Annotated in this window: 15 protein-coding genes; 6 read left to right on the forward strand and 9 right to left on the reverse strand. The window is 58.5% G+C overall.

Annotated elements, in window-relative coordinates:
- Window positions 1-22: 22 nt before the first annotated feature.
- The 7 genes from baeR to yegD all read right to left on the reverse strand — a co-directional run bounded on the left by baeR (window position 23) and on the right by yegD (window position 12581).
- Window positions 23-745, reverse strand: a complete 723-nt coding sequence (gene baeR, locus ACOTXF_RS08270) for a two-component system response regulator BaeR (protein WP_032642850.1) — start codon at window positions 743-745, stop codon at window positions 23-25.
- The gene (baeS, locus tag ACOTXF_RS08275) at window positions 742-2145 is read right to left on the reverse strand and encodes a two-component system sensor histidine kinase BaeS (RefSeq protein WP_316937064.1); all 1404 of its coding nucleotides are present in this window, start codon (window positions 2143-2145) and stop codon (window positions 742-744) included. The genes baeR and baeS overlap by 4 nt, the downstream gene beginning before the upstream one ends.
- Window positions 2142-3557, reverse strand: coding sequence for an MFS transporter (locus ACOTXF_RS08280; protein WP_047747589.1), 1416 nt, complete (start codon window positions 3555-3557; stop codon window positions 2142-2144). Before ACOTXF_RS08280 ends, baeS begins: the two co-directional genes overlap by 4 nt.
- Window positions 3558-6635 (reverse strand): multidrug efflux RND transporter permease subunit MdtC, encoded by a 3078-nt coding sequence (mdtC, locus tag ACOTXF_RS08285; RefSeq protein WP_232926847.1) that lies wholly within the window; start codon window positions 6633-6635, stop codon window positions 3558-3560. It lies immediately after the preceding gene.
- Window positions 6636-9758 (reverse strand): MdtB/MuxB family multidrug efflux RND transporter permease subunit, encoded by a 3123-nt coding sequence (locus tag ACOTXF_RS08290; protein ID WP_047747587.1) that lies wholly within the window; start codon window positions 9756-9758, stop codon window positions 6636-6638. It abuts the gene before it with no gap.
- Window positions 9758-10960 (reverse strand): MdtA/MuxA family multidrug efflux RND transporter periplasmic adaptor subunit, encoded by a 1203-nt coding sequence (locus ACOTXF_RS08295; protein WP_232926846.1) that lies wholly within the window; start codon window positions 10958-10960, stop codon window positions 9758-9760. The genes ACOTXF_RS08290 and ACOTXF_RS08295 overlap by 1 nt, the downstream gene beginning before the upstream one ends.
- A 268-nt stretch (window positions 10961-11228) precedes the next feature.
- Complete coding sequence (gene yegD, locus ACOTXF_RS08300; RefSeq protein WP_045418599.1) at window positions 11229-12581, reverse strand: molecular chaperone; 1353 nt, start codon at window positions 12579-12581, stop codon at window positions 11229-11231.
- A gap of 130 nt (window positions 12582-12711) precedes the next feature.
- Here yegD and alkA point away from each other — a divergent pair, with 130 nt between their 5' ends.
- Window positions 12712-13590: a DNA-3-methyladenine glycosylase 2 gene (gene alkA, locus ACOTXF_RS08305; protein ID WP_045418601.1), complete on the forward strand. Its 879-nt coding sequence runs from the start codon at window positions 12712-12714 to the stop codon at window positions 13588-13590.
- Here alkA and ACOTXF_RS08310 read toward each other — a convergent pair.
- On the reverse strand, window positions 13549-16878 hold the full coding sequence (locus tag ACOTXF_RS08310) for a diguanylate cyclase (RefSeq protein WP_045418603.1): 3330 nt from the start codon (window positions 16876-16878) through the stop codon (window positions 13549-13551). The two genes, alkA and ACOTXF_RS08310, sit on opposite strands and share 42 nt — an antisense overlap.
- A 347-nt stretch (window positions 16879-17225) precedes the next feature.
- Between ACOTXF_RS08310 and udk the strand changes: the two genes are divergently transcribed.
- From udk to asmA, 3 genes are all read left to right on the forward strand, one after another.
- A complete protein-coding gene (gene udk / locus ACOTXF_RS08315) occupies window positions 17226-17867 on the forward strand; it encodes a uridine kinase (protein ID WP_008500855.1) in 642 nt (213 codons plus the stop codon).
- Window positions 17868-17958: 91 nt separating this feature from the next.
- On the forward strand, window positions 17959-18540 hold the full coding sequence (gene dcd, locus ACOTXF_RS08320; RefSeq protein WP_008500854.1) for a dCTP deaminase: 582 nt from the start codon (window positions 17959-17961) through the stop codon (window positions 18538-18540).
- A gap of 22 nt (window positions 18541-18562) precedes the next feature.
- Entirely contained in the window at window positions 18563-20413 is a 1851-nt protein-coding gene (asmA, locus tag ACOTXF_RS08325; protein ID WP_045418605.1) for an outer membrane assembly protein AsmA, read from the forward strand.
- A gap of 90 nt (window positions 20414-20503) precedes the next feature.
- On the opposite strand, the gene ACOTXF_RS08330 is transcribed toward asmA, so the two are convergent.
- Window positions 20504-22087, reverse strand: coding sequence for a TerC family protein (locus tag ACOTXF_RS08330; protein ID WP_047747585.1), 1584 nt, complete (start codon window positions 22085-22087; stop codon window positions 20504-20506).
- Between the two features lie 684 nt (window positions 22088-22771).
- Here ACOTXF_RS08330 and ACOTXF_RS08335 point away from each other — a divergent pair.
- A complete protein-coding gene (locus ACOTXF_RS08335; RefSeq protein ID WP_008499413.1) occupies window positions 22772-23911 on the forward strand; it encodes a polysaccharide export protein in 1140 nt (379 codons plus the stop codon).
- Between the two features lie 6 nt (window positions 23912-23917).
- Complete coding sequence (gene wzb, locus ACOTXF_RS08340) at window positions 23918-24361, forward strand: low molecular weight protein-tyrosine-phosphatase Wzb (protein WP_021241460.1); 444 nt, start codon at window positions 23918-23920, stop codon at window positions 24359-24361.

Below are 24361 nucleotides of genomic sequence, written 5' to 3' on the forward strand. Positions count from 1 at the left end.
GCCTGGATTGACCCTCTGCTGGCTAGGCAATCCTGCACGCATCCGCTTCCCAGCGATACCCCACACCATACACCGCGCGAATAAACGACTGCTCGGCGTCCAGCGCCTCCAGCTTGCGGCGCAGGTTTTTGATATGGCTGTCGATGGTGCGGTCGGTCACCACGCGGTAATCGTCATACAGGTGGTTCAGCAGCTGTTCGCGGGAGAAGACTTTGCCCGGCTCGTGGGAGAGGGTTTTCAGCAGGCGGAACTCCGCAGGCGTCAGGTCCAGCAGCTTGCTGCGCCAGCTCGCCTGGAAGCGGCTTTCGTCGACAATCAGCGGGCTTTCGGCGTCCAGCACCTGAAGCTCGCGCTGCGGCCTGCAGCGGCGCAGAATGGTTTTTACGCGGGCGACCACCTCGCGCGGGCTGTAGGGCTTGCAGATGTAGTCGTCCGCGCCGATTTCGAGCCCCAGCAGGCGGTCAATCTCTTCAATTTTGGCGGTGACCATGACGATCGGCACGTCGGAGAAGCGACGAATTTCCCGGCACAGGGTCAGTCCGTCAACGCCCGGCAGCATTAAATCCAGAAGGATCAGATCCGGCGGGGTCTGGCGCACGTACGGCAGCACCTGGTCGCCGTGGCTGATCAGTGACGGGGCATAGCTGGCCGCGCGTAAATAGTCGATCAGCAGCTGTCCCAGCTTGGGTTCGTCTTCGACGATCAAAATGCGCGGCGTGTTTTCGTCAATCGGTAACTCGGTCATACTTCTCTCGATAAATCCCGTTCCAGAGGTAACTCTACTGTAATGCTAACCCCGCCAAAAGGCGAATGGGCGGCGCGGATCGTGCCATTATGCGCCTCGACGATGTTAACGCAAATCGCCAGCCCCAGACCGGAGCCGCCGCTGGCGCGATTGCGGGAGCCTTCGGTACGGTAAAAACGTTCAAACAGTTTTTCCAGCTGCGTGTCCTGCACGCCGGGTGCGGAATCCGCGAAGGTAAGGGCAAAGCGCCCGTTTTCCTGTCTGCCGGAAATCAGCAGCCCGCTGCCGCTGTCGGTATAGCGCAGGCTGTTTTCCAGCAGGTTGTTGAACAGCTGCATCAGCCGATCTTTGTCGCCAAACACCACCGCGCTGTCCGGCAGGGAGAGGTCGATTTTCAGGTTGCGACTGGCAAAGCGTTCGCGGAAGGCGCCGCTCGCCACCTCCAGCACGTTAATGACGTCTACGGGCGCCTTCTGGTAGGCCAGTGCGCCTTCGTCGGACATGGAGAGCTGGTGGAGATCGTCCACCAGCTTGGTGAGCGTGCCCACCTCCGCCTGCAGGGAAGCCACCGATTCGGGCGTAAACTGGCGCACGCCGTCCTGAATGGCCTCGAGCTCGCCGCGCAGCACCGCCAGCGGCGTACGCAGCTCGTGTGAAATATCGGCCATAAAGTCGCGGCGCATCTGCTGGTTTTTCTCAAGCGTGCTGGCGAGCTGGTTAAAGTCCTGCGCCAGCTTGCCCAGCTCGTCCTGGCTGCGGGTATCGACGCGGGTAGTGAAATCCCCGGCGGCGAGCTTGTGCGTGCCTTCCACCAGGCGTTTCACCGGGGCGAGCAGACCGCGCGCCAGCGGGAAAGTGGCGAGCGCGGCGAGCAGCGTGGAGAGCGCGACAATCAGCCAGCTTGTGCGACGCTGCTGGCGGTCAAAGTTGATGTCGGTGTTGCGCGTCAGGCGCTCCACCGGGGAGGCGATCACCCAGCCAACGGTGGCGTTATTGACTTTAATCGCCCGCCGGGTGCCGTCAGGCGGTATCGGCGCGCGCGGCCCAACCAGGGGGCGCATATCCTGGTCGATTACCCAGAACTGGGTGCGCCAGCCGTGCGGCGGCATGCCCGGGCCCGGACGATCGTCGCCGGTATCGTGCTCCAGCGAGCGCAGGATCTGGAAAATAAAGCGATCATTGTTGCGCAGAAAACGCCAGTTGCCGTGCTGGGCGTACTGTTCACTCAGCGCATCGCTTAAGCCCTGCAAACGCTGCTCATTGCCATGCTTAATGTAATCAATAAAGCCGCGCTCGAAGCTGACCCGCACCGCCCAGTGCATGGTGATCAGCAGGACGATACAGGTGGCGAAGATCGCTACAAAGAGCTTGCCGGTAATACCCGGACGCCAGAATTTCATGAGCCACTCCTTTTGCCGCGCCTAATCACGACGTTCTTGCTGGTATCATCCGGCACTCTGGCGAAGATGAAAGCGGGCAGGGCGATAATGATCGCCATGCTGAGGTAGGTATACATAAAGACCTGATGCGCCACCGGCGTGTCGACGCTGAGGTGGTGCTGACCGTACATGCCGAGCAGTAACCCCGCAATAGTCACGCCCACGCTCATGGAAAGCTGCATCACCATCGACAGCAGGCTGTTGCCGCTGCTCGCCAGATCGTCCGGCAGGTCCTTCAGCGTCAGGGTATTCATCGACGAGAAGCGCATGGAGTTGATGATCCCCTGGCAGAACAGCACCAGCGGCAGGACGTAGTACCAGCCCATCAGCGCCACGGCCATAAACAGCAGGCTGACCAGCGCCAGCCCCAGCGTGGCGGCCACCAGCACGTGACGGTAGCCAAAGCGGTTCACCACCTGCACCACCATGCGCTTCATCCCCATGCTGCCGAGCACCATTGGGATCATCATCAGGCCCGCGTGGAATGGCGAAAAGCCCATGCCAATTTGCAGAAAAACGGGCGTCATAAACGGCAGCATGCCGCTGCCGACGCGTCCGGCAAAGCTGCCGAACAGCCCGAGACGGTAGGTAGGGTTTTTAAACAAGTTCAGGCTGAACAGCGCCTGGTCATTCCCACGAGCAAGCCACAAATACCCTGCAATGGTGGAAATGCCGATAACCACCAGCAACCCGAGCATCAGTGTCGAAATTCCCAGCCCCTTTTGCCCGTCGAGTGCCAGGGTAAGCGTGGCCATGCCCGCTGCCAGCAGAATAAAGCCGAAGAAATCAAAGCGCCGGGTCTGCATTTTGTAGTTCGGCATCAGTGCCAGGGTGGCCATCGCGCCGATGATGCCTACCGGGAGATTGATTAAGAAGATCCAGTGCCAGGAGGCGTACTCCACCAGCATACCGCCCAGCGCAGGCCCAAGCAGCGGCCCCACCTGGCCGGGCAGGGTGACAAAGGTCATCGCCGCCATGTACTGCTCGCGCGGTACAATCTTCATCACCGTTAGTCGCCCAACGGGCACCATCATCGCCCCGCCGATGCCCTGCAGCACGCGCGCCATGACCAGCTGGTCGAGGGTGTTGGCCTGCGCGCAAAATAGCGAGCCGGTGGTAAACAGCACGATGGCGGTAAAGAAGATATTCCGCACGCCGACCTTATCGGCCAGCCAGCCGCTGGCGGGCAGCATCACGGCAACCGTCAGCACGTAGGAGACAATCACCATGTGCATATGCAGCGTGCTCTCCCCGAGGCTTTTCGCCATCGAGGGGAGGGCGGTGTTGACGATGGTCGTATCCAGCGACTGCATAAAGAAGCCGAAGGCGACTATCCATAATTGCCAGCGAACGTTGCTGGGAAGCTCTGTCATTTATCCTGTCACCGTAGTTCTGTTTTTACGCGAAAAGCGCAGCCGCAGGCGGTCGAAGAACAGATAGACCACCGGCGTGGTGTACAGCGTCAGCAGCTGGCTCATCACCAGGCCGCCGACAATGGTGATCCCCAGCGGCTGGCGCAGCTCTGAGCCGTCGCCGCCCGAGATCACCAGCGGCAGCGCGCCAAACAGCGCCGCCAGGGTGGTCATCATGATCGGACGGAAGCGCAGCAGGCAGGCCTGGAAGATGGCCTCTTGCGGCGAGAGGTCGCCGTTGCGCTGGGCGTCCAGCGCGAAGTCCACCATCATGATGGCGTTTTTCTTCACGATGCCGATCAGCAGCATGATCCCGATGAGCGCGATAAGGCTGAACGGCGCGCCGAACAGCTCCAGGGCCAGCAGTGCCCCCACGCCCGCCGACGGCAGCGTCGAAAGGATGGTCAGCGGGTGCACGTAGCTTTCATACAGCACGCCCAGCACAATATAGACCGTAGCGATGGCGGCCAGAATTAAAATCACCTGCGAGTTCATCGTCTCCTGGAATACCTGCGCGGTCCCGGCAAAGCTGCCGCGCACGGTGGACGGCACGCCAAGCTGGGTCATCGCGCGGTTGATCGCGTCGCTGGCCTCGGAAAGTGACGAACCGGCGGGCAGGTTAAAGGAGATGGTCGACGCCGCCGACAGCCCCTGATGGTTCACCGACAGCGGCGCGTTGGCAGGCTGCCAGCTGGCAAAGTACGAGAGCGGAATCGCCTTGCCGTCGTTGTTAATCACAAACATTTTGTCCAGGGCGCTGATGTCCTGGGTGTAGCGCGGGTCAACCTCCATCACCACCTTGTACTGGTTCATCGGCTGGTAGATGGTGGAGATCTCGCGCTGGCCAAAGGCGTTGTTCAGCAGGCTGTTGGCGGCTTCAACGTTAATGCCCAGCCGCGACATGGTTTCGCGGTTGTAGGTCAGGGCCATCTCGGCGCCGTTGTCCTGCTGATCGGAGTTCACGTCCGCCAGCTCCGGGAGGGCGGCCAGCGCCTTGCGGATCTTCGGCTCCCACTCGCGCAGGGCGGCTAAGTCGTCCGAGAGTAACGTGTACTGATAGCTGGCGTTCGCCTGTCGCCCGCCGACGCGGATATCCTGAACGGCCATCAAAAACAGGTTGGCTCCGGGCTCTTTGGCGAGCTTCACCCGCAGGCGGTCAATCACCTGCTGGGCGGTTTCGTTGCGCTCGCCGCGCGGTTTCAGGGTAATAAACATCATCCCGCTGTTGACGCGCGACCCGCCGGTAAAGCCAGTGACGTTATCCACCGCTTTGTCTTCACGAATGATCTTCATAAAGTCCTGCAGCTTGCCGCGCATCGCCTGGAAGGAAATGCTCTGGTCCGCCTGAATGCCGCCCATCAGCACGCCGGTATCCTGCTCCGGGAAAAAGGTTTTCGGGATGGAAATATACAGCCACACGTTGAGCACGATGGTGCCGATCAGCACCAGGCCGACCAGCCTTGTGTGGTTCAGCACCCACTTCAGCGATTTGCCGTAGCCTTCCTGCATCGCCATCAGAACGCGGCCAAAGCCTTTGCGGCGCGGCTGCGAGTGCGGCTTGCTGCGCTTGAGCATCCAGCCGCACATCATCGGCGTCAGCGTTAAGGAGATGACCAGCGAAATGCCAATGGCAACCGACAGCGTGACGGCAAACTCGCGCAGCAGCCTGCCCGGCAGCCCGCCCATCAGCAGCAGCGGCAGAAAGACCGCCACCAGCGACAGGCTCATGGAGAGTACCGTAAAGCCCACCTCGCGCGTGCCCTGCAGCGCGGCCTGCAGCGGTTTCACGCCCGCTTCCAGATGGCGGGAAATGTTTTCCAGCACCACGATGGCGTCATCCACCACGAAGCCGGTGGCAATCGTCAGGGCCATCAGCGACAGGTTGTTGAGGCTAAACCCGCACAGATACATGGCGGCAAAGGTGCCGATCAGCGAGACCGGCACGGCCACCGCCGGGATCAGCGTCGCGCGGCCGGATCGCAGGAACAGGAACACCACCAGGATCACCAGCGCGACGGAAATCACCAGCGTTTGCTCCACCTCTTCCAGCGAGGCGCGAATGGTCGGGGAGCGATCCTGGGCAATTTGCAGATCGATTGCTGCCGGGATGGTCTCCTGCAGCTCCGGGAGACGGGCGCGAATGCTGTTCACTGTCTCGATAATGTTCGCTTCCGGCAGCTTGCGGATCATCAGCAGAATCGCCGGCTTGGCGTTGGTCATCCCGGCGTTGCGTACGTCCTGCACCGAGTCGGTGACGCTGGCCACGTCGCTTAAGCGCACCGCCGCACCGTTGTTGTAGTGAATAATGAGCGGCTGATATTCCGCCGCGGTTTTCAGCTCGTCGTTAGTGTGGATCTGCCAGCGGTGGCTGTTGTCCTCTATCGCCCCCTGCGGTTTGCGCACGTTGGCGTTGCTGATGGCGGAGCGCACGTCGTCCAGCGACACGCCCTGGTTGAACAGCGCCTGCGGGTTTAACCCCACGCGCACCGCGGGCAGGGAACTCCCGCCGACGCTCACGTCCCCGACGCCGTTAATTTGAGAGATGGTCTGCGCCAGCTGGGTGGACGCAAAGTCGTACAGCTGCCCCTGCGAGTACGTATCCGAGGTCAGCGTCAGGATCATGATCGGCGCGTCAGACGGGTTGGCCTTGCGGTAGGTCGGACGGCTCGGCATCCCGCTCGGCAGCAGGCTCTGTGCGGCGTTGATGGCCGCCTGCACGTCGCGCGCCGCGCCGTTGATATCCCGGTCGAAGCTGAATTCCAGAATAATGCGCGTGCTGCCCAGCGAGCTGCTGGAGGTCATCTCGTTGACCCCCGCAATCCGCCCGAGCGAGCGTTCCAGCGGCGTGGCAACGGACGAGGCCATGGTTTCCGGCGAGGCGCCCGGCAGCGAGGCGCTGACCATGATCACCGGGAAATCTACCTGCGGCAGGGGGGCCACCGGCAGCAGCCGGAAGCCCAGCACGCCGCAGAGGGTAATGGCGAGCGAGATTAAAATCGTCGCCACCGGGCGATAAATGAAGAGGGCGAAAAACTTCACTTATGCCTCCTCTTCACGTTTCGGGAAGCGGCTTTTGGTCCACAGCGCCAGGCGGTCAAACAGCAGGTAGATCACCGGCGTGGTGAACAGCGTCAGCACCTGGCTCACCAGTAGACCGCCGACCATGCCAATACCCAGCGGACGGCGCAGCTCCGCGCCGACGCCGGTGCTCAGCATCAACGGCAGCGCGCCCAGTAAGGCGGCCAGCGTGGTCATCAGGATCGGACGAAAACGCAGCAGGCAGGCCTGGAAGATGGCATCGCGCGGCGACATCCCCTGTTCGCGCTCGGCGGCCAGGGCAAAGTCGATCATCATGATGGCGTTTTTCTTTACGATCCCGATAAGCAGGATAATGCCGATGATGGCAATCACATCCAGCTCGCTGCCCGCCAGCATTAATGCCAGCAGTGCCCCCACGCCCGCCGTCGGCAGGGTAGAAAGGATGGTGATCGGGTGTATAAAGCTTTCGTACAGCACGCCGAGCACGATGTACATCGCCACGACCGCCGCCACGATCAACCAGATGGTGTTGCCCAGCGCGGCCTGAAACGCCAGGGTGCTGCCCTGGAACTGGGTCTGAATATCAGCCGGGAAGCTGAGGTCTTTTTCCGCCGCCTGAATGGCCTCCACCGCTTCACCCAGAGAGTAATTGTCCGGCACGTTAAAGGAGATGGTGGTGGACGGGAACTGATCCAGATGGTTAATCGACAGCGGGGTGTAGCGTTCTTCCACCGTGGCGATAGCGCTCAGCGGCACAATGCCGCCGTCTTTGCTGGTCAGGCGCACCGAGTCCAGCCCCGCCAGGCCGGGCGTATTTTCGGTGTTGTGCTCCAGCACCACGCGGTACTGGTTCGCCTGGGTGTAGATGGTGGAGATCAGGCGCTGACCGAAGGCGTTGTACAGGGCGTTATCCACGTCCGCCATGGTAATACCCAGACGGCTGGCGGCGTCGCGGTTGACGTTCACATACGCCGCCAGCCCTTTGTCCTGCCAGTCGCTGCTGACGTCCGAGAGCTGCGGCAGGGTTTTGAGTTTATCCACCAGCTGCGGCACCCAGGTGCTGAGCGCGTCCAGCGAGGTGGCCTGCAGCGTGAACTGGTACTGCGTGCGGCTGACCTGGGTATCGATGGTCAAATCCTGAATCGGCTGCAGGTAAAGCTCAACGCCCGGCACGCGCGCGACGGCGTTTTGCAGCCGCTCAATGACGGCGTTGACGCGATCGTCGCGCTCATCCAGCGGCTTAAGGTTGATCTGCAGACGCGCGCTGTTGAGCGACGGGTTGGTGCCGTCGACGCCCACGTAGGAGGTCAGGCTCTCGACCGCCGGATCTTTCATAACAATCTCAGACACCTGCTGCTGGCGCTGGGCCATATTGGCGAAGGAGACCGACTGCGGCGCCTGAAGCGTGCCCTGAATAATGCCGTTGTCCTGGATGGGGAAGAAGCCTTTCGGAATGAAAATCCACAGCATCACGCTGAGCGCCAGCGTGCCGAGCGCCACGCCGAGCGTCGCCCACGGGTGGTTGAGGACTTTCGCCAGCACGCGACCGTAGGCGGCAATAATGCGCTCGAACATGCGCTCGGAGGCGCGCGAGAAGCGGTTTTGCTTGCGCAGCGACGCGTGGCTCAGCATGCGGGCGCACATCATCGGCGTCAGGGTCAGCGATACCACCGCGGAGATCAGAATGGCGACCGCCAGCGTGACGGCAAACTCGCGGAAAAGACGACCGACGATATCGCCCATAAACAGCAGCGGGATCAGCACCGCAATCAGGGAGAAGGTCAGCGAGATAATGGTAAAGCCGATCTCGCCCGCGCCTTTCAGCGCGGCGGCCAGCGGTTTTTCGCCTTTCTCGATATAGCGCGAGATGTTCTCAATAACGACGATTGCGTCATCCACCACGAACCCGGTGGCGATGGTGAGCGCCATCAGCGTCAGGTTGTTGATCGAAAAATCGAGGAACACCATCACCGCAAAGGTACCGACCAGCGAGAGCGGTACGGCGACGGCGGGGATGATGGTCGCCGGGACGTTACGCAGGAACAGATAGATAATCATCACCACCAGCGCAATCGCCAGCATCAGCTCGAACTGGGTGTCGGTGACCGACGCGCGAATGTTGGTGGTACGGTCGGAAAGCACCTTCACGCTGACCGATTTCGGCAGGCTTTCGATCAGCTGCGGCAGCATGGTGCGGATGCTGTCGGCGGTTTCGATGATGTTGGCACCCGGCTGGCGCTGCACGTTCATCACGATCGCCTGCTGTTTGTTGGCCCAGGCTCCCAGCCAGCTGTTCTCCGCGCCTTGTTCTACAGTCGCCACGTCGCCCAGACGCACTGGCGCGCCGTTCTGGTAGGCGATAATCAGCTGACGATATTCGTCGGCGGACTGCATCTGGTCGTTGGCGGAGAGCGTCACGGCGCGGGTTGGGCCGTCCAGCGAGCCCTTCGCCGAGTTGACGTTGGCATTGCTGATGGCGCTGCGGATGGTTTCGCTGGTGAGCCCCAGCGCGGCGATGGCCTGCGCGTTCAGCTTGACGCGCACCGCCGGGCGCTGGCCGCCCGCGAGGGTGACGAGGCCAACGCCGGAGACCTGAGAAATCTTCTGCGCCACGCGCGTTTCGACCATGTCTTCGACCTGGGTCATCGGCATGGCGGAGGAGGTGACGGCAAGCGTCATGATCGGCGGATCTGCCGGGTTCACCTTGCTGTAGACCGGTGGGTTAGGCAGGTCTGACGGCAGCAGGTTGGTAGCGGCGTTGATGGCGGCCTGCACCTCCTGCTCGGCGACGTCCAGCGACAGCGTCAGCTGGAACTGCAGCGTCACGACGGATGCCCCGCCGGAACTCTGGGAGGACATCTGTTTTAGCCCCGACATCTGGCCGAACTGGCGCTCCAGCGGGGCGGTAATGGCGGACGTCACCACGTCAGGGCTGGCCCCGGGATAGAGGGTGACAACCTGAATCGTTGGGTAATCCACCTCCGGCAGCGCCGAGACGGGCAGGAAGCGATAGCCGATAATCCCGGCGAGCAGGATCGCCACCATCAGCAACGTGGTGGCGACAGGACGGAGGATAAACAGGCGTGAAGGCCCACCTGTAGAGCCCGGCGGCAGCACCTGCATCAGGAGGTCGCTCCCTGTTTCGCAGGTTCAACCACTTCCACTTTGGCCCCTTCGGTTAGACGATCAATGCCGTCGGTGACCACGCGGTCGCCTGCGGAAAGCCCGGCGCTGATGACCACCGTCTGGCTGTCCTGAATTCCGGTTTTTACGAGATGCTTGCTGACTTTATTGTCGCTGTTAAGCACCCAGACAAAGTTACCTTCATTACCCATCTGCAGTGCAGCGGTGGGGATCACCACCGCGTTCTCTTCGGTCGCAACCAGCATGCGCGCATTGACGAACTGGTTCGGGAAGAGGGCATCGTCCTGGTTATTAAAGCGCGCCTTCAGCTTGATGGTGCCGGTGGTGGTGTCGATCTGGTTATCCAGACTGAGCAGAGACCCTTCACTCAGTTTCTGCTTGTTGGTGCGGTCCCAGGCTTCCACAACCAGGCCTTTACCGGCTTTTTGCGCCTGCATGACGGTCGCGATATCGCTTTCCGGCAGGGTAAAGACTAAATCAATCGGGTGGGTCTGGGTGATCACCACGATGCCCGTGGTGTCGCCGCTGGAGATTTGGTTGCCGATATCAACCTGCTTCAGGCCAACGCGGCCGTCAATCGGCGCGGTGATGCGGCTCCAGTCCAGCTGCAGCTGGGCGCTGGCCACAGCGGCTTCGTCCGCTTTGATCGTGCCCTGCGTTTCACGGACCAGCGACTGCTGGGTATCCAGCTCCTGACGGGACACCAGATTCGTTTTCACCAGTTGCTGGTAGCGGGCTAAATCGCGCCGGCCGTTGGCGAGGGTCGCGTTGTCTTTCGCGAGCTGTCCCTGCGCCTGGGCGAGGGCGACCTTAAACTGACTCGGGTCGATTTCCGCCAGCAGGTCACCAGCCTTAACCTGCTGACCTTCCTGGAAGTGGATCGCGATGAGCTGGCCGTCGACGCGGCTGCGCACCGTGGCGGTGTTGGCGGCGGTAATGGTCCCGAGACCGGTGAGATAGCGAGGAACGGCTTTATTCACCGCCGTCGCCGCCTGAACCGGCGCCAGGGCGCCGCCGCGCATTCCATGACGCCCTCCGCCCGTGGGGCGCTGAGCCTGGCTGGTGGCACCGGCGGGTGCGGCGGAGTTCGCGGATTGGCTGTGCCAGTACCAGGCGGCGGCAAGGGCCACCACAATGATGCCAGCGGCGATTGCCCAGCGGGATTTGTTACTGCCTTTCATCGTTATACGTTCTCATCCTGAATACTTCGGGGAATGATACTAGTTTAGTCAGGCAACACAGCGGAAAAATGGAGGAAATATGGAAGACTGTCGGGAATTGTCTGAGTGTTGCCGGGTGACGCTTCGCTTACCCGGCCTACAAGGTAAATGCGAACGGCAACAGAAGTTGCCGTTTTTGGTGTTTTGTGGGAGAGGGCACCAGACCGCACTACAACAACACACGTTTTGAAGGCCGGGTAAGGCGAAGCCGCCATCCGGCACAACCGCACTAGCTAAACATCACCTGCGCCCAGCGCGCCAGACCGGCGGTAACGGAGCCAAAGTCATCACCACCCGCAATCGGAATACCCGGCAGCTGTTCGGCCAGCGCTTTCTTGATCAGCGGTGAACGGGCACTTCCCCCGGTCAGGTAAATCACGTCCGGCTTCTCTTTGCCGTTCTCCAGCGCGAGCTGCACCTGTTCCAGAATGCGCTGTAGCGGCTGGGCAAGCGCCGTCTCCAGCCCGTCCTGCGAAATAGCGGTGGCCAGTTCGTCACTGATAAACGGCAGGGAGACCGCATGTTCAGCGCGGTCGGAAAGGGCGATTTTGCTCTCTTCCGCAGTTCGCACCACGCGGTAGCTCAGACGCTGGCGCCACACTTTATAGAGCAGGGCGACTTTTTCGCCATCCTGAGCATCGCGAACCAGATCGTTAAGGAAGCGGCCGTTGGCGGTGCTGTAAAAATCACTCTGTGCCGGCACGTCGTTGATGGCAATCGCGTTCCACCACGGCAGGATCGGCAGCGCGATGCCTTTTTCCGTTTGCCCGCCCATGCCGAGCAGCGGCATCAGGCTTTTGAATGCCAGGGCGATGTCAAGATCGTTCCCGCCTACGCGGCAGCCGCTGTGCCCCAGCAGGCTGTTTTCACGATCGCGCCGGTTATGCCACTGGGGGCCCATCAGCAGCAGCGAGCAGTCCGTCGTGCCCCCGCCGATGTCCACGACCAATACGCGCTTCTCTTCCGACAGCGTGGCTTCAAAATCCAGCCCCGCCGCAACCGGCTCGTACTGGAATACCACGTCGCGGAAGCCTGCGCGGTGCGCCGCGCGTTCCAGGATCCCCTGCGCCTGCTGGTTGGCCTCGTCGCCGCCCAGCCCCTGGAAGTTAATTGGTCGGCCAATCACCGCCTGGGTAATCGCCTCTGGGACCTGCGTCTGCGCCTGGTTGCGGATGTGCAGCATCATCGCACACACCAGGTCTTCAAACAGCGCGACCTGCTGCGGCTTCAGGCCGCTGGCGCCGAGGAAGGATTTTGGCGACTTAACGAAATAGACCTCTTCCGGGTCTTCAATGTAGTGTCCGAGCGAGGAGAGGCCGAACTGCACGCTGGACGGCGTAACGTCGATATCTTCCTCGCGGTTGAAGCTGACGGCACGGCGTAACAGCGCCTGGGTTTCCGCCGCCGAAGCCGGAACCTGATGGTGGCGGAACAGCCATTCGCTCACCGCTTCACGCGTCGGTGCGCAGAGCATTGACGGCAGTAGCGTGCTCTCTTTTTCCATTTTCAGGAGCCGTGGCTGCCCGTTTTGCATAATCGCAACCGAGCAGTTTGCCGTACCGTAGTCAAATCCAATAAACACGATGAATCCCCATGCCGGTGAGAAGGGGCGAGACTTTAACGAAATGTCCGCATGGCGACAACAGGAATATGAAAGCAAGGCGAAACAGGACCTTTCCGTTTATGCTGTGAAGAACCCAAAAGGAGAGATGATGTACACCCTGAACTGGCTTCCCCCTTACGACTGGCAGTGGATGTTTGGCTTTCTTGGCGCGCGTGCGGTGACGGGCATTGAAACCGTCACGCACGACTACTACGAGCGCAGTTTTGCCTGCGAGGGACATCAGGGGATCTTCCGCGTGACGCCGGATATCGCAACACATACGCTGACCGTAACCCTCAGCCCGGGGTTAATTCCGGTTGCGCAGCCGTGCCTTGAGCGCATAGAACGCCTGTTCGATCTTGCCTGCAATCCGCAGCACATCGCAGAGACGCTGGGCGATCTCGGTGCTGCAAGGCCGGGCTTACGTTTGCCGGGAGCGATGGATGCGTACGAGCAGGGCGTCCGGGCGATTCTCGGGCAGTTGGTGAGCGTGGCGATGGCGGCGAAGCTGGCGTCACGCGTGGTGGCGTTATGCGGTGAACCCGTGGCGGATTGCCCGGGCTATCTCTGCTTCCCCACGCCGCAGGCGCTGGCGGCAGCGGACCCGCTGGCGCTGAAAGCGTTGGGCATGCCGATAAAGCGCGCGGAGTCGCTGATTCATCTGGCGCAGTCGGTTATCGACGGAACATTTCCGCTTTTCCCGCCCGCGAATATAGAAGAGGGGATGAAGGCGCTACAAAAGCGGCCGGGGATAGGGCGCTGGACGGCAAATTATCTGGCCCTGCGCGGCTGGCAGGCGAAAGATGTGTTTCTGCCGGATGATTACCTGATTAAACAACGCTTCGCCGGAATGACGCCCGCGCAAATTCGTCGCTATGCCGAACGCTGGAAGCCGTGGCGCTCCTACGCGCTGCTGCATATCTGGTATACCGACGGCTGGGCACCGTCAGTTGATCGCGAAATAACTGGTGTTGAGAAGAAGATCTAATGGCTGCGGCTCGGCGATGGTGTCACCAAAGATAAAATCGATGCCGATACCGGAGAGCGTATCCATCATGATGGGCTGGTTACAGGGGCCTGCGATGGTTTTCATTCCCAGACGCTGGGCGTGGCCCTGAACAATGGTCACCATCATCTCATCCATCAGATTGCCGTACACGTTGGTTACCACCTCCGCATCCAGCATCAGATAGTCGGCCATGTTCGCAGTCAGGTGGGTAAAGACGTTCATATCGCGTCCCACCTGGCTGAAGATCACGCGGCAGCCCGCCTGGCGAAGCTTTTGCAGACCCCGATGCAGGTTCTTATCCGGATTGCACACCACATCGACAGAGATAACCAGATGCAGCAGACGGCCCGGCATCGGGCTTTTATCCAGCAGGTCGAGCAGTTCATCGACCAGCGTTACGCTGGCTAAACCGGCCTCCGAGAGCGGCAGCGCCACACCCATGCCTTTACTGGCGATCTGGGCGGCTGAGGTGCGGAAAAACTCGCTAAAGATCCGCCTGTCGAGGGCATGCAGAAGCTCTGGTTCCGCCAGGCCCGAGCGGAAGGCATGCTCTTCCTGAACTTCGCCCTGGCTGGTCCACAGGCGTAACGACAGCAGCCAGAAATTACTGCTCTCAGGGATGCGCGGTGAGGCGACGCTGCGGGCAATCATCATCAGATGATTGTCTTTAATCATGTGCCACTGTTCATCAAGCGACATCATGCTGCGCGTGTGGTGATCCCGCTCCTGCTGGGGTTCATACACCGTCACCATGCCACGTCCGCTGTTTTTTGAGGCGTAACAGGCAATGTCCGCCTGCGACATGATCTCCGACGCCTGATGGTTATTTTCATCAATCAGCGTGATGCCGGCGCTGGCGCCGATCCGGTGCAGGCGGCCTTCCCACATAAAGTGATAGTCGTTGATGGCATGAATCAGGCGACCGGCGATATAGCGCGCGCTTTCCAGGTTGCAGTCCGGTAACAGTAACCCGAACTCGTCCCCGCCCAGACGCGCCAGCACGTCGCTGGAGCGGAGCATGGTCAACATCAGGGAAGCCAGTTCCCGCAGCAGGGCATCACCCGCGGCGTGGCCAGCCGTGTCGTTGACGGCTTTGAAGCGATCGAGGTCGATAAACACCAGGGCATGGCGCTGGCGCGTTTCGCGAACGGTCTGCAAGAGCCGTTTGAGATGGTTTTCGAAGCTGACCCGGTTTGCCAGATGGGTCAGGGCATCGTGGGAGGCGCTGTAGCTCAGCTGGCGCAGCATTTTACGCGACTCGGTCACGTCCTGAATCACGATCACCGAGCCAATATTCTGTCCATCCAGCGTGCTGAGCGGCGTAATGCTGTAGTGGATATCATAATTGCCGCCGGTACGGCAGTTCAGCACCACATCCTGATCGATATCGGAACGGGACATATCGCCGCTGTGAATATTCTCCATCAGCGGCCCTTTTTCGCCGAAGGTAATGTGTAACACCTTCAGGATCGGCTGGCCGATAGCCTCGGTCTGGAGCCAGCCGCTCATTTTCTCCGCGACCGGGTTCATAAAGGTGACGTTCATGTTGATATCGGTGCACAGCACCGCTTCACCGATGGAGTCGAGGGTAATGTGCAGACGCTCTTTTTCCTGGAAGAGGGCCTCGTTAAGCTGCTTAACCTCGGTCATGTCCATGTTGATGCCGAGCAGCCGTTCAACTTCCCCCTGCTTATTGAGCACCCGGTTCGCCAGGGAGCGAATATGACGCACGCCTTCCTTCACGCGGATGCGGAATTCCAGCTTAAACGGCAGGCGGGAAATCAGGGAGTCCCGCAGCACCTGCTCGGCGTGGACGCGATCCTCCGGCAGCATCGTGTCGTGCCAGAGCTGCCAGGTGGGCTTGATGTGCGGCGGTATTTCATAGAGCTCAAACATCCGCTTATCCCAGCTGATAATGTCGGGTTCCAGATCCCACTCCCAGATGCCGATGCCCCCGGCTTCGTTAGCCAGCGTAATGCGCTCCATCAGGCGCTTATTGACCCATTCGGTCTGCTTCAGATCGTTAATGTCTTCAATCTGGGCAATAAAATAGAGCGGGGAGCCGTCGGCATGGCGCACCACGGAGACGGCAAGAAGCGCCCAGACCACTTCCCCGTCGCGGGTGTAATAGCGCTTCTCGAGGGAGTAGGTATTGATCTCGCCGTTGACCAGCTGTTCGAGCTGCTCGAGGTCGGTATTCAGATCTTCTGGCCAGGTGAGCTGCTGGAAGGTCAGCGACTGAAGCTCCGTCTGGCTGTAGCCGAGGAAATTGCACAGCGCCTTGTTCGCCTGAAGCCATTTGCCTTCAATGCTGACCAACGCCATACCGATGGCGGAATATTCCATCGCGTTACGAAAGCGCTCTTCGCTTTCGGTGATGTGTTTGCGTTCGGCGCGGAAGGCGTACATCACCATGGTCATCACGTTAGCGGGCAGGAGCAGCATCAGGAACGGCAGCCAGGGGGCGTTCAGCATCGGCCCGGCGTGCTGGGTGGTCAGCGCCAGAGGATTGCGGGCAATCATCAGCGACACCACCATCACGGTGACCAGAAACACCATGAACGCTTCCATCCGCGGCAGGCGCACGGCGCTCCACATCAGCAGAACGATCACGCAGGTGAAGGGCCACGGCAGCCAGGTGATGGCGGCCCAACTGAGGGCTAACGTCACGGCCAGCGTGGTCAGCGTTTCCAGCAGCAATCGCGGGTCACGGTGGCGCAGCAGATAATGCGGTTTAAATAACAGCCCCAGTGGCACCAGTGCCAGTGCGCCAATGGCTTCTGACAACACCCAGACGAAGAAATTACGCAGGGGCTCAGAGCCGGGTGCCAGCAGAGACACCAGAATGCCGCCCATCAGTGGCGGCACCAGCGCGCTGCCGATGGCCACGCGGATCCAGTCGTTCAGATTCTGCAGCGGGTTGTACCACGGGAGCCATTTACGCAGGAACAGCGCGCCGATAACGGCCTCAATGACGTTGACCGCAGGGTAGATGAGGCTGACCGACCCCCAGGAGAACAGCATCCATGAGGCCAGAATATTGCCGAACGAACAGGCCAGGGCAATGCCCGGCCACATTTTTCCGGCATGGCGGTAAAACGCCACCATCATAATGGCGGTGGGAAACCAGAGCGGGGCCAGCAGGGTGCCGAAGCGGGTGAGCTCCAGCGAAAATAAGGTAAAGATAAAGGTGACCAGGCCCAGACAGACAAGTCGTAATAAAGGATGTGGGGTGGTCACCAAAACCCGCTGGTATTGTTTATTCATTACCGCTTTATCCAGAGACGCCATGCCGTCAGGGAAGAAGATGTCCGAACGCGTGAATTTGATAATTTGGTTTATGCTAGTACAAACAATTTACAATTCATATGGTGACCGCTCAGAATTTGACAACACAGACTTATTAAATACTTACTCCGTGAAAAAAAAACGGGTAAGCGGCGAAAAAATGCACATTTAAATTTCATTCAGGGAATAACTCGTCACTTTTCGGTCAGTCTCGCAGAACCTGAGTATTCGACTGGTATCACGCCCGCGAAATCCCTATAATTGCCGCGTTTGACGCTCCGGCGTCGTCCTTCCTTTACATCCAGGTTAATCAGGTCGCTAAATTTATGACTGATAAGTCTCATCAGTGCGTCATTATAGGCATCGCCGGCGCATCGGCTTCAGGTAAAAGTCTAATTGCCAGTACGCTTTATCGCGAACTGCGTGAACAAGTAGGTGATGAGCATATCGGCGTCATTCCCGAAGACAGCTATTACAAAGATCAATCCCATCTGTCGATGGAAGAGCGCGTTAAAACGAACTATGACCACCCAAATGCGATGGATCACAGCCTGCTGTTCCAGCATTTAGAAGCGCTTAAGAGCGGCCAGGCGATCGAACTGCCCGTTTACAGTTACGTAGAACATACCCGCACCCAGGAAACGATCCGCATCGAGCCGAAAAAGGTCATTATCCTTGAAGGCATCCTGCTGCTGACCGACGCCCGCCTGCGTGAATCCATGAACTTCTCGATTTTCGTCGATACCCCGCTGGATATTTGCCTGATGCGCCGCATCAAGCGTGACGTTAATGAACGCGGCCGCTCAATGGACTCCGTGATGGCGCAATACCAGAAAACGGTCCGCCCGATGTTCCTGCAGTTTATTGAGCCCTCCAAACAATACGCCGATATCATCGTGCCGCGCGGGGGTAAAAACCGCATCGCGATCGATATCTTAAAAGCGAAAATCAGCCAGTTTTTTGAATAAGCCGCGTGAATTGTGTACCGTTCAGAGATAACCTGGTTTTACCCTGAGCACTTACCGGCTCAGGGTACGATGCATGAAAGGAGAAAAAGGCATGCGTCTTTGTGATCGCGATATTGAAGCCTGGCTGGATGAAGGCCGTTTGTCTATTACCCCACGTCCACCTGTTGAGCGTATCAATGGGGTGACCGTCGATGTCCGGTTGGGGAATAAATTCCGCACCTTTAGCGGCCATACCGCACCGTTCATTGACCTCAGCGGACCGAAGGACGAAGTCAGCGCCGCGCTCGATCGCGTGATGAGTGACGAAATCGTAATCGAAGATGGCGAAGCCTTTTATCTGCATCCGGGTGAACTGGCGCTGGCGGTAACGTTTGAATCCGTCACCCTGCCTGCGGACCTCGTCGGCTGGCTTGACGGCCGTTCTTCGCTGGCCCGACTGGGACTGATGGTACACGTGACCGCGCACCGTATCGATCCAGGCTGGTCGGGCCGTATTGTGCTGGAATTCTTCAATGCCGGTAAATTGCCGCTGGCGCTTCGTCCGGGGATGATGATCGGCGCGTTAAGTTTTGAACCGCTGTCAGGCCCGGCAGACAGGCCGTATAACCGCCGTCAGGACGCAAAATATCGCGACCAGCAGGGTGCGGTTGCCAGCCGTATTGATAAAGACTGATCGTTAGTCCATTGAGGATGCCATGAGAAGAGTTCTGACAACGCTGATGATTTTGCTGGTGGTGCTGGTGGCTGGCCTTTCGGCGTTGGTTCTGCTGGTTAACCCTAACGACTTCCGCGCGTATATGGTGCGGCAGGTTGAGGCACGCAGTGGTTATCAACTGAAGCTGGACGGGCCGCTGCGCTGGCACGTCTGGCCGCAGCTCAGCATTCTCTCTGGCCGCATGTCGCTCACGGCGCCGGGGGCGTCCCAGCCGCTGGTGTCCGCAGACAACATGCGCCTTGATGTGGCGCTGATCCCGCTCATTTCCCATCAGCTGCAGGTGAATCAGGTGATGCTGAAAGGCGCGGTGATTCAGCTCACCCCGCAAACTGAAGCTGTGCGTGATGCCAACGCGCCGGTGGCACCGCGTGAAAATACCCTGCCTGATGAACCGTCTGATACTGGCTGGTCCTTTGATATTGGCAAACTGAAAGTGGCCGATAGCGTGCTGGTTTTCCAGCATGAGCACGAAGAGCTGGTCACCGTTCGCAACATTAATCTGCAGATGGAACAGGATGAGCACCATCTTGCATCGGTGGAATTCAGCGGGCGCGTGAACCGCGATCAGCGGGATCTGACGCTGTCGTTGAATGCTAATGTGAATGCGTCAGACTATCCGCATCAGCTCACGGCGAACATCCAGCAGCTTAACTGGCAGCTGACGGGGGCCAATCTGCCCACCCAGGGGATCGCCGGTCAGGGGACGCTGCAGGCCGTGTGGCGTGAGGAACAAAAACAGCTGGAGCTGGATAATCTCAACCTGCAGGCAAATGACAGTAGCCTGAAGGGACAGGCGAGCGTCACCTTTGAAGAGAAGCCGAAGTGGGTGCTGGATCTGCAATTTGACAAGCTCAACCTGGAAAACCTGTTGCCACCTCTGCCAGCCAGCGCCACGGACAGCGAGGCGACGCAGACGGGGCAAAGCCAGACACCGGTATCACGTCCGGTTATTTCGTCGAATCTCGATCAACCTGACTATAACGCTCTGCGCGGATTCACGGCGGATATTCTGCTGAAAGCCACCAGCCTGCGCTGGCGCGGCATGGACTTTACCGACGTGAGCAGCCAGATGTTTAACCATAACGGTTTGCTGGTGATCTCCGAACTGAGCGGCAAGATGGGCGCAGGACACCTCTCACTGCCCGGCACGCTGGATGTCCGTAAAGACGTTGCCAGCGCCGAATTCCAGCCGCGTCTCGATAACGTTGAGATAGGCACCATCCTGACCGCGTTTAACTACCCGATCTCTCTGACGGGGCAGTTGACGCTCGCGGGTAATTTCTCCGGCACGAAAATTGATGCCGATGCTTTCCGCCGCGAGTGGCAGGGGCAGGCGCATCTTGATCTGAAAAACTCCCGTATGGAAGGGCTTAACTTCCAGCAGCTGGTGCAGCAGGCGGTGGAGCGCAGCAGCGATGTGAAAGCCCAGGAGAGCTACGACAGTGCCACGCGCCTCGACAGCTTCACCACGGACCTGACGCTGAACAACGGACAACTCTCTCTCGACGGAATGCAGGGTACCTCTTCACTCTTATCATTAACGGGCGAGGGTAAGCTGGATCTGGTCAAAGAGACGGCGGACACGCGCTTTAACGTGCGGGTACTTTCCGGCTGGCAGGGGGAAAGCAAGCTCATTGACTTCCTGAAAGAGACGCCGGTCCCGCTGACCGTATACGGCAAATGGCAGGCCCTGAATTACAGTCTGCAGGTGGATCAGATCCTGCGTAAGCATCTGCAGGATGAAGCGAAACGTCGACTCAGCGACTGGGCGGATCGTAATAAAGATTCACAGGACGGCAAGGATGTGAAGAAGCTGCTGGATAAGCTTTGATGCCTGTTGCGCCGGGGGGCGGCTTCGCCTTACCCGGCCTACAAAAACCGAACACCGCAGGCCGGGTGAGCGAAACGCCACCCGGCTTTTTTACACCTCAAAATCCAGTTCTTCCTCTTCCCGCAGCGGTATCAGCTGAACCTTCTGCACGCGATGGTTTTCAATCTGGAGCGTTTTAAGCCGATAGTCGCCGACCTGAACCTCTTCCCCCGGCTGTGGGATACGCTGCAAATACTCCATCAGCAGACCGGCAATGGTGTGGTATTCCCGTTTATCATCCAGCGGCAGCGGCACATACTGCACCAGGTCTTCCAGCGGCATATGGCCGTTAGCCGTCCACGAGCCGTCGGCGTTTTTCTGAATGTCGTGGCGGGCGTCTATCTCATCCACCTCGTTTGGCAGGTTACCGGCAATGGTTTCCATCACGTCGCTGAGCGTGACCAGTCCTTCCACCGAACCAAACTCATCCACCACAAAGGCAAAGTGGGTCCGCGCGTTACGGAACTGCTCAAGGGCGGAAAGCAACGGCAGCCCCTCCGGGAAGACCAGCGGCTGGCGAACCAGGACGCGGAGATTGAGCGGCTCGCCGTGAAGCTGCTGCTGGAGCAGGTCAATGACGTGCACCACGCCCAGCAGTTCCTCTTCCGCTTCCCCGCCGGTCACCACCACGCGGGTGTGCTGGTTTTTATCCAGCAGGGCGCGAATGTGCGCTTCCGGGGCCGTCAGGTCAATATGCTCAATGTCATGCCGCGACGTCATAATGCTGCTGACCGTACGCTGGTTCAGATTGAGCACTCGCTCAATCATCCGTCGTTCCTGCGGGTCAAAGATCTGCCCGTCGCTGTGGTCGGCCAGCATGGCGGAGGATTCGGCGTCCAGCTCCGCATCCTCTTTCTTGCCGCTTAACAGACGCATGACCGTGTCGGCTGTGCGCTGACGCAGAGTCTGATTGGCGGAAAGGAAGCGACGGCGGTTGAATATCGCCAGCTGGTTAAGCGCTTCAATCATGACGGAGAACCCGATGGCGGCATACAGGTAGCCTTTCGGAATATGGAAGCCAAAACCGTCGGCCACCAGGCTGAAGCCAATCATCAGCAGGAAGCTCAGGCAAAGAATAACGATGGTCGGGTGACTGTTCACGAAGCGGGTCAGTGCCTTGCTGGCCATGACCATCAGCGTGATGGCAATAATGACCGCGGCCATCATCACCGCAAGGTGGTCCACCATCCCGACGGCGGTGATCACCGAGTCCAGGGAGAAGACCGCATCCAGCACCACGATTTGCGCGACCACCGGCCAGAATTTTGCTCCGCGGCGCTGGGTCGGGTTCTCGCTGTCTTTGCCTTCCAGCCGCTCGTTGAGCTCCACGGTGGCTTTGAACAGCAGGAATAGCCCGCCGAAGAGCATGATCAGATCGCGGGCGCTAAAGCTCAGACCGTGAATGGAGAACAGAGGCTGAGTGAGCGTGACCAGCCAGGAAATAGAGGCCAGCAGCAGTAAGCGCATCACCATCGCCAGCAGCAGCCCCGTTACGCGCGCGCGATCGCGCTGGGAAGGGGGCAGTTTTTCAGCGAGGATGGCGATAAAAACCAGATTATCAATCCCGAGCACCAGCTCGATGACAACCAGCGTAACCAGCCCGGCCCAGATTGAGGGATCGGCAATCCATTCCATAGTAGTAGCAATACCTTCTGTAACATGACTAATGACACAATTCGATCATGGATAAAGCTGTGGGAAAATGCAATGTCAGTATGAGATTTCTCTCAATAATCATTAAATTAAAACTGCCGGGTATAATAGTTTTAATTTATCCAGGAAATCTGTATTTATCCGAAATAACAAAATTAAGAAATATCGCATTAAAAGATGTTCAATCATAACGCTGTCAACATAAAGAAATTCTTAAAAATAAAGTGCATTTCTAAATAAATTCTTAAAAGTTGACGTTCGGAACCCGTTTTCTTGCCTGTTTTGGGATTAACTGTTACAAGATTATTAGCCTAAAAAAGGATAACTCCCGTTAAGGATTGATGTTTTTTTTGGGCGATTAACGAAATAGTGCCTGCGTATTTTGAATGCTTCATTTATTTCACCAGCAAAAAATCCTTGCGGTTTTTTGCCTGTAATTCATTGTGTTATAGCGTATTGGTAGCTGGAAGCCAAGGGCGGTAGCGTGCCTGAATGTGTGTGGGTGGGCCATGATTACGTTGTCAACAATGACTGGCCAAATAGCGTTTTTTTTAGGAATGTTGCCACTTATATTTTTATTTAATTAGCTACATTCTTAATGCATTTTAGATTCACACGTATTTAAATTGCACAGGATAATTACTCTGCCAAAGTGATAAATAATCAATGATGAACTCCAAAATGAAATTGATGCCATTATTGGTGTCTGTGACCTTGATGAGCGGTTGCACGGTCTTTCCCGGAAGCAATATGTCTACAATGGGCAAGGATGTGATCAAGCAACAGGATGCCGATTTTGATCTCGACAAAATGGTGAATGTTTATCCACTTACGCCTCGTCTGGTCGAACAATTACGCCCACGTCCAAACGTTGCCCAGCCAAATATGTCACTGGACCAGGAAATTGCTTCCTACCAGTATCGCGTAGGGCCTGGAGACGTCATTAACGTGACCGTCTGGGATCACCCCGAACTGACCACGCCAGCGGGCCAGTACCGTAGCTCAAGCGACACCGGTAACTGGGTGCAGTCAGATGGCACCATGTTCTATCCCTACATTGGTAAAGTCCATGTAGCAGGGAAAACGCTTGCCGAGATCCGCAGTGATATTACCGGCCGCTTAGCGCAGTACATCGCCGATCCGCAGGTGGACGTTAATATCGCCGCATTCCGCTCGCAAAAAGCCTATATCTCCGGCCAGGTGAACAAATCTGGTCAGCAGGCCATCACCAACGTTCCTCTGACCGTGCTGGATGCCATTAACGCGGCTGGCGGGTTAACCGACGGCGCCGACTGGCGCAACGTGGTACTGACCCACAACGGGAAAGAGCAGCGCATTTCGCTGCAGGCGCTGATGCAAAACGGCGATCTGACCCAGAACCGCCTGCTTTATCCGGGCGATATCCTCTATGTACCACGCAATGACGATCTTAAAGTCTTCGTGATGGGTGAAGTGAAGAAACAGAGCACCCTCAAGATGGACTTCAGCGGTATGACGCTGACCGAAGCGCTGGGCAATGCTGAGGGTATCGATCTGACGACCTCTAACGCGACCGGTATCTTCGTGATCCGTCCGCTGAAAGGTGAGGGCAGCGCGAAAGGCAAGATTGCCAACATCTACCAGCTGGATATGTCCGATGCGACCTCTCTGGTGATGGCGACGGAGTTCCGTCTCCAGCCATACGACGTGGTGTATGTCACTACCGCACCGGTTGCCCGCTGGAACCGTCTGATCAACCAGTTGCTGCCAACCATCAGTGGCGTTCGCTACATGACGGATACGGCGCGCGACATTCATACCTGGTAATCCGCGATGTTTAACAAAATTCTGGTGGTATGCGTGGGGAACATTTGCCGTTCCCCTACGGCTGAACGGTTGTTGAAACACTACCAGCCCGAACTGACCGTTGATTCGGCAGGGCTGGGTGCACTGGTCGGTAAAGGTGCCGATGAGCGCGCAATGAGCGTGGCGCGGGACCATCACCTCTCTCTCGACGGGCATGTTGCCCGCCAGGTCACTGGCCGCATGTGCCGTGAGTATGACCTGATTCTGGCGATGGAAAAACGCCATATTCAAGCGCTGTGCGATATCGCTCCGGAGATGCGCGGTAAGGTGATGCTGTTTGGACACTGGGACAATGAGCGTGAAATTCCCGATCCATATCGCAAAAGCCATGAGGCTTTCGAGGCGGTTTACACCTTACTTGACCAGTCTGCCCAACAGTGGGCGCAGGCACTGAAAGCTCAGCAGGGATAA

The organism is Enterobacter cloacae complex sp. IR53041 (genome assembly GCF_049238285.1).
GTDB lineage: Bacteria > Pseudomonadota > Gammaproteobacteria > Enterobacterales > Enterobacteriaceae > Enterobacter > Enterobacter roggenkampii.